The 9,816-nt window shown below is 40.9% G+C and carries 11 protein-coding genes and 2 pseudogenes; 10 read left to right on the top strand and 3 right to left on the bottom strand.

The genetic code is table 11. The features are described from left to right. Positions 1-140: 140 nt before the first annotated feature. On the bottom strand, positions 141-1,106 hold the full coding sequence (locus L0M85_RS09195; RefSeq protein ID WP_238656910.1) for an aromatic acid exporter family protein: 966 nt from the start codon (positions 1,104-1,106) through the stop codon (positions 141-143). A gap of 104 nt (positions 1,107-1,210) precedes the next feature. Between L0M85_RS09195 and rlmB the strand changes: the two genes are divergently transcribed. The 5 genes from rlmB (at position 1,211) to rpsI (ending at position 4,355) form a co-directional block, all read left to right on the top strand. Further along, on the top strand, positions 1,211-1,939 hold the full coding sequence (gene rlmB / locus L0M85_RS09200; protein WP_006595601.1) for a 23S rRNA (guanosine(2251)-2'-O)-methyltransferase RlmB: 729 nt from the start codon (positions 1,211-1,213) through the stop codon (positions 1,937-1,939). A 30-nt stretch (positions 1,940-1,969) separates the two neighbouring features. Then, on the top strand, positions 1,970-2,485 hold the full coding sequence (locus L0M85_RS09205) for an NYN domain-containing protein (protein WP_006595602.1): 516 nt from the start codon (positions 1,970-1,972) through the stop codon (positions 2,483-2,485). Further along, a complete protein-coding gene (locus tag L0M85_RS09210; RefSeq protein WP_238656911.1) occupies positions 2,482-3,345 on the top strand; it encodes a DegV family protein in 864 nt (287 codons plus the stop codon). Before L0M85_RS09205 ends, L0M85_RS09210 begins: the two co-directional genes overlap by 4 nt. Positions 3,346-3,497: 152 nt before the next feature. Further along, on the top strand, positions 3,498-3,944 hold the full coding sequence (rplM, locus tag L0M85_RS09215; RefSeq protein ID WP_002876943.1) for a 50S ribosomal protein L13: 447 nt from the start codon (positions 3,498-3,500) through the stop codon (positions 3,942-3,944). A gap of 18 nt (positions 3,945-3,962) precedes the next feature. Next, positions 3,963-4,355 carry a 30S ribosomal protein S9 gene (gene rpsI, locus L0M85_RS09220; RefSeq protein WP_002893764.1) on the top strand — a complete coding sequence of 131 codons (393 nt, stop codon included), beginning with the start codon at positions 3,963-3,965 and terminating at the stop codon, positions 4,353-4,355. A gap of 109 nt (positions 4,356-4,464) precedes the next feature. Here rpsI and L0M85_RS09225 read toward each other — a convergent pair whose 3' ends face one another. Further along, complete coding sequence (locus tag L0M85_RS09225) at positions 4,465-4,686, bottom strand: tyrosine-type recombinase/integrase (RefSeq protein ID WP_002893762.1); 222 nt, start codon at positions 4,684-4,686, stop codon at positions 4,465-4,467. Positions 4,687-4,930: 244 nt separating this feature from the next. Continuing rightward, positions 4,931-5,539 carry a DUF1269 domain-containing protein gene (locus tag L0M85_RS09230; protein ID WP_238656912.1) on the bottom strand — a complete coding sequence of 203 codons (609 nt, stop codon included), beginning with the start codon at positions 5,537-5,539 and terminating at the stop codon, positions 4,931-4,933. A gap of 354 nt (positions 5,540-5,893) precedes the next feature. On the opposite strand from L0M85_RS09230, the pseudogene L0M85_RS09235 reads away from it, so the two are divergent. The 5 genes and pseudogenes from L0M85_RS09235 to L0M85_RS09255 all read left to right on the top strand — a co-directional run. Beyond that, a pseudogene (locus L0M85_RS09235) lies at positions 5,894-6,019 on the top strand (IS982 family transposase); the annotation flags it as partial. Between the two features lie 18 nt (positions 6,020-6,037). Then, positions 6,038-6,371: pseudogene (locus L0M85_RS09240) on the top strand (diacylglycerol kinase family lipid kinase); the annotation flags it as partial. A 136-nt stretch (positions 6,372-6,507) separates the two neighbouring features. Continuing rightward, positions 6,508-7,110: a transposase gene (locus L0M85_RS09245; RefSeq protein WP_255260894.1), complete on the top strand. Its 603-nt coding sequence runs from the start codon at positions 6,508-6,510 to the stop codon at positions 7,108-7,110. A 180-nt stretch (positions 7,111-7,290) separates the two neighbouring features. Next, positions 7,291-7,569 (top strand): DUF6110 family protein, encoded by a 279-nt coding sequence (locus L0M85_RS09250; RefSeq protein WP_002893755.1) that lies wholly within the window; start codon positions 7,291-7,293, stop codon positions 7,567-7,569. 1 nt (position 7,570) lies between these two features. Beyond that, entirely contained in the window at positions 7,571-9,634 is a 2,064-nt protein-coding gene (locus L0M85_RS09255; protein ID WP_002893754.1) for a heavy metal translocating P-type ATPase, read from the top strand. Positions 9,635-9,816: the final 182 nt, after the last annotated feature.

Genomic DNA, 9,816 nt, shown 5'->3' on the forward strand with positions numbered 1-9,816 from the left:
ACCCCTATCATAACACTTTGTGACAGCGCTTTCAATATATAAGAAGGTTTTTCTGATTAAAATTCGTTCCAGATTAATAGCAAAGAAAAAAAGCTGGGAAAAACTTCCCAGTCTCTTATTTGTTGTATCTGAAGAAGACCTTATGCTTGCAGTTCCTCCTGGTAATTTTGATAGAATTCCACCTTGATGGAGATGAAGGTTTCAAGGTCTCGGAGGAGTTGCAAAAGGGTCGCTCGGGTTTCAAATTCTTGACGAGATCGAGGGAGAGGCCGTTCACGAAAGACTGCTAGATAGCGATTGATTTCATCAAGCAGGAATTGAGCTGGATTTTCCTGACTGAGCTGGCTGGCTGTTTTTGCAAAGAGTTGGGCCAAAATAAGACTCTCGCTCGCGGCTAATTGACAGTTATTGACGTTGTTGGCCATGTCTCGCAGGATATTATTTTGACGCTTTCGCATCTCAAAATAGTGGATATGGTAGTTGGTCTGGTGGAAGAGGTGGTTGGAATGGTCTAGATACACTAGATCGAGTGCTTCTTTTAAAATGGTATCTAGCTCACGAATCAAGCTGGCATCGTTGCTCCCATCTCCTTTTCCGAGAAATTCTGCAAAACGGTAAAGAATCTTTTTGAGTTGCTCCTCGACAATTTCGTGATAGCGATCAATTTCTTCCTGTCGAGAAGGCATATAGAGATTGGCAAGGAGAGCAAAGCTGGTTCCAATCAGGAAAATGGAAACCTCATTTCCCAATAAAGCTATAGAAGTGGATTTTTCTAGCAGGAGATGGGTAACCAGGACAGAGCTTGGTGTGATGCCGATTTCCCAGCCTTGTAGAAAAGCGAGGGGAATATAAGTGGCTAGATAAAAACCAAGGGCCCAGAGATTGTAGCCGAGAATCTGAAAGGCTAAGCTACCAAGGAACAGGGCGAGAAGCATGGACATAAAGCGATTATAAGCCAATCTAGCTGTACTTCGACGGGTATCGGTAATGCTGAGGATGGCAATGATTCCCGCAGAGGTGGCGTAGGTCAGACCTAAAAACTCTGCAAGCAAGATGGCTAAACAGGTGGCGAGGACCATCTTGATGGTTCGGTGAATAAGTGGCATAATGCGGATTCTTTCCTTTTTCTATACTAGTTTTATTATACCACAAGCAAACTGGGCTACTCCAAATGTTTCACCAGATATGGCAATTGTGTTATACTAGTTTCATGGAAAAAAACGATATTGTTTACGGTGTTCATGCCGTCACAGAAGCACTGATCGCAAATACAGGAAATAAATTGTATATCCAGGACGATTTGCGTGGAAAAAATGTAGAAAAAATCAAGGATCTGGCAGCAGATAAAAAGGTGTCCATTTCTTGGACTCCTAAGAAGACCTTGCAAGAGATGACAGAAGGGGCTGTCCACCAAGGTTTTGTCTTGCGGGTTTCGGAATTTGCCTATACGGACTTGAATGAGATCTTGACCCAGGTTGCTAATCAAGACAATCCCCTGCTCTTAATTTTGGATGGTTTGACCGATCCGCATAACTTAGGATCCATTCTCCGAACAGCCGATGCTACTCAGGTAGCGGGAGTCATCATTCCCAAGCACCGTGCTGTTGGGGTGACCCCAGTTGTCGCCAAGACCTCAACTGGAGCAGTGGAGCATGTTCCCATTGCACGGGTGACCAACCTTAGCCAAACCTTGGATAAGCTCAAAGAAGCAGGTTTTTGGATTTTTGGAACCGATATGAACGGGACGCCTTCTCACAAATGGAATACCAGTGGGAAGCTAGCCCTCATCATTGGAAACGAAGGCAAGGGCATTTCGACCAATATTAAAAAGCAAGTGGATGAAATGATTACGATTCCGATGCAGGGGCATGTCCAAAGTCTGAATGCCAGTGTCGCCGCAGCGATCCTTATGTATGAGGTCTTTCGCAACAAACTATAATAGAGGGAAATCGTAGGAAGGAGGCAGTCGATGAAAGAAAAGATTTTGTTAGTGGACGGCTACAACATGATTGCCTTCTGGCAGGAGACCCGCCAACTCTTTAAGAAGAGTGAGCTAGATGCTGCACGAACGATCCTCCTAGAGAAACTGAGCCACTATGCCAGCTTTGAAGGCATTCGCGTGATTTGTGTCTTTGATGCCCAATACATGCCAGGGATTCGCCAGACCTATGAAGAATTTCAGGTCCAAGTGGTCTTCACAGCGGAGGAGGAGACCGCCGATGACTACATTGAACGTTTGGCAGCAGAGCTCAATACACCCCTTCACCAAGTATCAGTCGCGACGAGTGACTTGAATGAGCAATGGACGGTCTTTGCTCAAGGAGCACTTCGTGTTTCGGCGCGGGAGCTGGAGAAGAGAGTTGCCGTTGTCAAGGCCGACTTGAACCAGGCGCGAGGAGCCGTCAACGATCAAAAACCACCGATACGGCCTTTTGACCAAGAGGGCCTACGTCAACTACAAAAAGAGATGGGAGCAAGTAAATGACCTTTAAAATTTTAACAGATTCAACTGCAGATTTAGATGAAAGATGGGCACAGGAGCATGATGTAGAGATCGTCGGTTTGTCAATCCAAATCGATGGGACTCATTATGAGACAGTGGGTCCAGACAAACTCACCAGCCCCCAATTATTAGCAGAGATGCAAAAGGGTGCTAAACCAACGACCAGTCAGGTCAATGTTGGGCAATTCCAAGAGATTTTCAAAGGTTATGCTCAACGCAAGGAAAATCTCCTTTATATCGCCTTTTCTTCAGTCTTATCAGGGACTTACCAGAGTGCGGTCATGGCGAGAGACTTGGTCCTTGAAGACTACCCAGAAGCTGTGATCGAAATCATCGATCCAAAAGCGGCAGGGATTGGAGAAGGCTACTTGTCTATGCTGGCAGTTGAGGCGCGTGATGCCGGCAAGAGTTTGGATCAAGTTAAGGAAGAACTAATGGAAGTGGCTCCTAAGTTGCGGACTTATTTCTTGGTGGATGATCTCTACCATCTCATGAGAGGGGGGCGCCTCTCTAAGAGTTCAGCTATCGTCGGAAGTTTGGTTAACATTAAGCCCCTTCTTTGGATTGATGAAGAAGGCAAGTTAGCTCCTATAGCCAAAGTTCGTGGACGTAAAAAAGCCATGAGGGAAATGCTCTCACTTATCCAGGAAGATATTGGCCACAGTACAGCTTTGGTTTCTTACACGGATGATCTAGCAGGAGCAGAAGAACTCAAGGCTCAATTGTTGGAGAATCCAGCTATCTCCCGAGTCTTGATTATGCCGCTAGGTCCCGTCATTGCTGCCCACGTTGGTCCTAATTCTCTCATCGGCTTTGTTATAGGAAAAGAAAATCGCAAATAATTTTTCAAATCGGTTGACTTTTATTTGAAAAATTTGATACAATAGTAGGCGGTATTGTTTACCCCATTTGTAAGGCCCCGGAACCTTTCAAATACCCCGCGGACCGGAACATCCGCCCTGTAAACAAAAACGATATTCATATAGGAGAAATCATGAACAAAACTACATTCATGGCTAAACCAGGCCAAGTAGAACGCAAATGGTACGTTGTTGACGCAACTGATGTACCTCTTGGACGCCTTTCAGCAGTTGTTGCTAGCGTACTTCGCGGAAAAAACAAACCAACATTCACACCACACACTGATACAGGTGACTTCGTAATCGTTATCAATGCTGAAAAAGTTAAATTGACTGGTAAAAAAGCAACTGATAAGATCTACTACACTCACTCAAACCACCCAGGTGGATTGAAATCAATCTCTGCTGGTGAACTTCGTTCTAAAAATGCAGTACGTTTGATCGAGAAATCAGTTAAAGGTATGCTTCCACACAATACTCTTGGCCGCGCTCAAGGTATGAAATTGAAAGTATTCGTTGGAGCTGAGCACACTCACGCTGCACAACAACCAGAAGTTCTTGATATTTCAGGACTTATCTAAGGAAAGGAACAATAAAGTATGTCACAAGCACAATATGCAGGTACTGGACGTCGTAAAAACGCTGTTGCACGCGTTCGCCTTGTTCCAGGAACTGGTAAAATCACTGTTAACAAAAAAGATGTTGAAGAGTACATCCCACACGCTGACCTTCGTCTTGTAATTAACCAACCATTCGCAGTTACTTCAACTGCAGGTTCATACGACGTTTTCGTTAACGTTGTAGGTGGTGGATACGCTGGTCAAGCAGGAGCTATCCGTCATGGTATCGCTCGTGCCCTTCTTCAAGTAGACCCAGACTTCCGCGATTCATTGAAACGCGCAGGACTTCTTACACGTGACTCACGTAAAGTTGAACGTAAGAAACCAGGTCTTAAGAAAGCTCGTAAAGCATCACAATTCTCAAAACGTTAATCAATACGATTATATCAACGTTTACAGACATTCAAGAATTATTTCTTGGATGTCTTTTTTGTTTCAAAAAATCAAAGTTCACCCCAAAATTCACCCCATATTCACCCCATCAATTTTTTAAACTACGAAAAGCAATATCACCTACAGTCTGATTGACTTTATCTTTGATATTAACGTAAGTTTTTGTAATCTCTTTATCACTATGAGTAAGAGCTTCTGAGAAGGCTTCAAGAGAAACACCTGCTTGTTTAGCAAGAGTAGCACCAGTATGTCTTAGTTTGTGTGGTGATGCTGGTGCTAATTCGGGATGTCTTCGTCTGACTGATTTCATCTTGATAAAACTTAAAATTTTTCTAATTATAACGAAGCATAGTCAAAAAGCTATGACCTCTATATTCACAAAAAAATCCAGACCAATACTAGTCCAGATTTCTTGTCTATTAAACATTCTTTTCAAAGAATGGAAGAACGGCTGTAACGGCTTTGTCAACGCAATTATTTAACTGTGAGAATCCGACGCACATAAATTTTAAATGGTGTCTCAGTCACATTTAAATTTATGAGACGCTTAGACGTTAGGCTTTCAATTTGTCAAATTTTGCTTTGACATTTGCCTTGAATTCTTCAAGTTTATCCTTGCGTTCGGCTTTACGTTCAGCCTTCATTTGTGCACGTGCCTGGTTGTAGAGGTCTTCTTGGACTTGCAGAGCTGCTTCGATTTCGGCTACGACGGTTGCTACATCCCAACGCATGATTTGGGTGTCGTACTTGGTGAAGTAAGCATCGATGACTGCTTCGTTGTCTTCTTGCACCAAGGCAACAACGGCTGTTTCACCGTTAGTCAATTTCTGAGAAACAACGTCAATCAGGCCAGTTTCTGCCGTATCAATGGCATCACCAGCAGCCAAACCATAGAGGCTACCCATACCATAACCAAACAAGACGCCGATAGGACCACCCAAAAGCCCGATAACTGCACCGAGCAAGCCACCTTTTAGGGCTGCATCCGTCGTTGAATCTTCAAAGTCATAGCGTTCTTTTTCAACGATATGACCGTTTTCATTTTTGACCAAGGCGATTTGAGCAACCTTGGTCGTCTGAGTTTGGCGGAAAGCCTTCAAATCCGCAAAGGACTGATAAGCTTCGCTTTCAGTGTTAAAGATTGAAACTACTAGGTTTTCCATAGTTAGTACCTCTTTTCTAAAAATTACACATACATTATAACACATTTTTCTTTTTTTGAAACTACTTTTATGCGACAATTTACATGATATGTCGCAATTTGTCAGCGTCGAAGGACTGGTGCAGGCAGCGGTATATCCTTGCCATATCTCGGGCCAGACACTCTGGCGACTCTGAGTGATTATCAAGAAAGGCGTCCAGCAACATCTTAAAGCCACCCGTGCAAAAAGTCAATAAATGGTGTTTTTCCTGTATGCCTGTCACACGGCTAAAAGACCGCTTGACCAAATCTTCCAGAAAATTATAGCAGATATTATGTACCAGCTCTGTGTAGCGAGTCTGATGAGCGTGCCGAATCACATCGACACTTTTATAGAATCTGCCAACTGTTTCCTTATGGTCGAATCCTTGAAAGAAGTCGCTTTATTCGTCGGTCAAGACAATTAATTTGGCTGGTGCAACTGATTCGCCAAGCTATGAACAAGCAATTATTACCTTTTGAAAGCAAAAATGGCAATTATGAAGGTGAAGCTACTCAGGTCTTAGTTCTTCTATCCAATTACTATGCAGACAAAAAACTATTTGATGAAAATACAGATGAATATGGAAATATCTTGATTTTAAAGGATTCATCCATCATTTCTAAATTATCGGCTATCCCAGATTTATTAAAAAGGGGATCTAGTAGGTAACAATAATATCGAATATATCAAAGTACGCAATATTAGGATTTCTTCAGAGGTTGAGTTAGAGTCAGATGTTGATGGGGATAAGTCGGATAATCTGCCAATAGATATAAAAATACTAGAAAACAGGCTTGAAAAAGGCTCGTAAAGCTAGCCAGTTCTCTAAACGTTAATTCGTTGCTGGACAGCAGAATACAAACGAAAACACTTTGCATCTTGCAAGGTGTTTTTTTCTATGAGAACTGGCGGTGCGCAATTAGGATAGCTCTAGCGACTTTAGTCGCATAGAGATATGCTATGCACAGTTGCCTCAAGAAAACAATGCTTCTTGGTCCACCCTGTTAGACAAGCTTCAAAACCAAGGAATCCAACAGATTTCTCTTGTAGTTACAGATGGCTTTAAGGGGCTTGAGCAGATTATCAGTCAGGCTCACCCATTAGCTAAACAACAATGTTGCTTAATTCATATTAGTCGAAATCTAGCTAGTAAAGTGAAACGAGCAGATAGAGCGGTTATTCTGGGGCAATTTATAATGATTTATCGTGCTGAAAATTTAGAAATGGCAGGACAAGCTTTAGAGGACTTTCTCGCCGAATGGAAACCAAAGTATAGGAAAGTCATGGAAAGTCTGGAGAAGACGGATAATCTTTTAACTTTTTATCAGTTTCCCTACCAGATTTGGCACAGCATGTATTCGACAAACCTCATTGAGTCTCTTAACAAAGAAATCAAACATCAAACGAAAAAGAAGGTTCTTTTTCCTAATGAGGAGGCTCTGGAACGTTACTTAGTTACGTTGTTTGAAGATTATAATTTCAAGCAAAGTCAACGAATCCATAAAGGGTTTGGTCAATGTTCTGATACACTTGAAAGCTTATTTAATTAACACTCCGTAACTCTACTTAAGTGTTTACACATAATTATTGACAGTATCAAAAAATAAAGTATATTGTTTTCATCATAATATAATTAAATATCAGTATAGAGAATTTTATCTATATATCAGATATCAGCAATTGCTTTTGCTGTCATTTTTCGCTACAATAGTTACAAGGAGGAAATAAACATGTTAAAAGAAGTATTAAACGTCGCAAAAGTTGCGAAAAAATCATCTCTCTTCTTAGGAGGGGTAGCATTTGGGACGCTTGGCTTGAAAGTCTTAGCAAGTAAAGAAGCTAAGAAAGGCTATTCTAAGGCCTTGGCTAAAGCTTACAAATTGAAAGATGGACTGGATGCATCTGTTTCTGTTGTAAAACAACACGGTGATGATGTTTTACAAGACGCTAAATATTTATACGAACAGGAAAAGAAAGAAGAACAATTAGATAGCCTGACAGGTGAATAATATGTCTTTTAAAGTGCTACACAGAGGATATCAACATATCCGATTATCGTCCTCGTTTTCACTGACCTTGGATATTCAAGATTATCTTCGTTCCTTGGCTAAAGATGAAAAAGGGATCGACTCTATTCAGTTTTATATGGATCAGCAGCACTTTACTCTACGTATGAAAGAAGGCTTCTCTGTATTAGAAAATGCAGAGGCCTTTTTAAAAAAAATTGACAAGGGGAAAGTTTCGGACTTGATGACTCTTCCCATTCGTAGAGAAGAGAGTGCTTATTCAATTGTATCGGGTGCAGCGATTAAGCGTTTGCTGTTTCGAAGTTTTGTACCCTACCCTATTCGTTATATTTGGACTTGTTATCAGGCTTTGGGTTATGTCAAAGAAGCCTATCAAACTTTAGCGCGCAAGGAACTAACCATGGAGGTCTTGGACTGTTCGGCCATTTTGTTGTCCTTGTTTATGAACCAATCCAAGACAGCTAGCAACATCATGTTTATGCTTGATTTGGGTAATCATCTGGATCAGTGGTCTTTAAAAAAAACAGCAACAGATTTGGAACAAAGCCTTCTTGCTAAAGAAAGTGATGTTTTCTTAGTGCGGGGAGACATGGTCATCAGCATCAAGAGTTCTGATGTTCAAGTAGGTGATGTATTAGTTGTCTCCCAAGGTAATGAAATCTTGTTTGACGGCCAAGTGGTTTCAGGATTAGGCATGGTCAATGAGAGTTCCTTGACTGGAGAGAGCTTCCCTGTTGAAAAGAAAGAGGGAGATTCTGTATGTGCGAATACTGTTTTGGAAACAGGAGAGTTAAGAATTCGTGTGACTGATAATCAGATAAACAGTCGTATTTTGCAACTCATTAATCTGATGAAAAAATCTGAAGAGAGTAAGAAGACAAAACAACGTCATTTTATTAGGATGGCAGACAAGGTTGTAAAATATAACTTCTTAGGTGCTGGTTTGACTTATCTGTTAACAGGTTCGTTTTCAAAAGCCATTTCCTTTTTATTGGTGGATTTTTCATGTGCTCTAAAAATATCCACACCTGTAGCCTACCTTACGGCCATAAAGGAAGGTCTAAATCGAGAAATGGTTATTAAAGATGGTGATGTATTAGAAAAATATCTGGAAGTGGATACTTTCTTGTTTGATAAAACGGGTACCATCACGACGAGTTATCCTTTGGTTGAAAAGGTTCTTCCTTTCGGAGATTATACTGAGAAAGATATTTTAAGAATAAGTGCATGTTTGGAGGAACATATCTATCATCCTATTGCCAATGCAATTGTTAAACAAGCTGAAATTGAAGGCATTGAACACGAAGAAATGCATGGCAAGCTTCAGTATGTTGCAAGCAAAGGGATTAAATCGCAAATTGATGGTCAATCGGTTGTCATTGGAAATTATGTACTAATGCAAGACGAACAGGTAAGAATTAGTTCTGAGCAGCTGGCCTTGATTGAGCAATATAAGACTCATTACAATTTATTGTTTTTGGCTTATAAGAAAGAATTAATTGGGATGTTTTGTATCCACACTCCCTTGAGAAGCGAGGCGAAAGTTGCATTGAAAAAGCTAAAGCGCCAAGGGAAAAAACTGATTCTGGCAACTGGTGATACGTTGGCTAGAACAGAAGAGTTGGTTAAAGATCTGCCATTTGACAACGTTTATACTGATTTAAAACCAGATGGTAAGTTTCAGTTGGTTCAGGAATTACAGAAAGCTGGCCGAACTATTTTGATGGTTGGAGACGGGTTAAACGACTCTGCTGCCTTGACGCTTGCAGATATTGGGGTTGTGATGAATGAAAGTGCTGATATTTCTAAGCAGATGAGTGATATTTTATTATTAGATAATCGTTTAGATTTCTTCGAGGAATTGAATTCTTTATCTGAATCGTTGCAGAAATTAATTCAAAGAAATATTCAAGAAACAGTTGTAATAAATGGAAGTTTAATTGGATTTGGGTTGTTAAATTGGTTAAGCCCATCTAATCTTTCGATATTGCACAATCTGACTACTTTAAGAATCGTCCTTCGTAGTCTTTCTATTAAAAGTAGGTAAGAGACCGAGAAGCTGAGGTTATAAAAACTAAAAGGAGTTGTCTCATTTGAGAATAACGGCTCTTTGTCAACTGTAGTGGGTTGGTGGAAAATTATACCCTGGAGAGGACCAAATTGGTTCTCTCCTTTTAAATATTGAAAAAACCATTGGCAGTGGACATACTTTAAGACTATATATTTCTG

Source organism: Streptococcus sp. DFI.7.26 (genome assembly GCF_022240605.1).
GTDB classification, from domain to species: domain Bacteria; phylum Bacillota; class Bacilli; order Lactobacillales; family Streptococcaceae; genus Streptococcus; species Streptococcus xiaochunlingii.

Bases quoted from the DNA above. Each gene is read 5' to 3' on its own strand.
- L0M85_RS09230 (WP_238656912.1), bottom strand. From the start codon at position 5,539: ATGGAAAACCTAGTAGTTTCAATCTTTAACACTGAAAGCGAAGCTTAT.
- L0M85_RS09205 (WP_006595602.1), top strand. From the start codon at position 1,970: ATGAAAGAAAAGATTTTGTTAGTGGACGGCTACAACATGATTGCCTTC.
- rplM (WP_002876943.1), top strand. From the start codon at position 3,498: ATGAACAAAACTACATTCATGGCTAAACCAGGCCAAGTAGAACGCAAA.
- L0M85_RS09210 (WP_238656911.1), top strand. From the start codon at position 2,482: ATGACCTTTAAAATTTTAACAGATTCAACTGCAGATTTAGATGAAAGA.
- L0M85_RS09195 (WP_238656910.1), bottom strand. From the start codon at position 1,106: ATGCCACTTATTCACCGAACCATCAAGATGGTCCTCGCCACCTGTTTA.
- rlmB (WP_006595601.1), top strand. From the start codon at position 1,211: ATGGAAAAAAACGATATTGTTTACGGTGTTCATGCCGTCACAGAAGCA.
- rpsI (WP_002893764.1), top strand. From the start codon at position 3,963: ATGTCACAAGCACAATATGCAGGTACTGGACGTCGTAAAAACGCTGTT.
- L0M85_RS09250 (WP_002893755.1), top strand. From the start codon at position 7,291: ATGTTAAAAGAAGTATTAAACGTCGCAAAAGTTGCGAAAAAATCATCT.
- L0M85_RS09255 (WP_002893754.1), top strand. From the start codon at position 7,571: ATGTCTTTTAAAGTGCTACACAGAGGATATCAACATATCCGATTATCG.
- L0M85_RS09225 (WP_002893762.1), bottom strand. From the start codon at position 4,686: ATGAAATCAGTCAGACGAAGACATCCCGAATTAGCACCAGCATCACCA.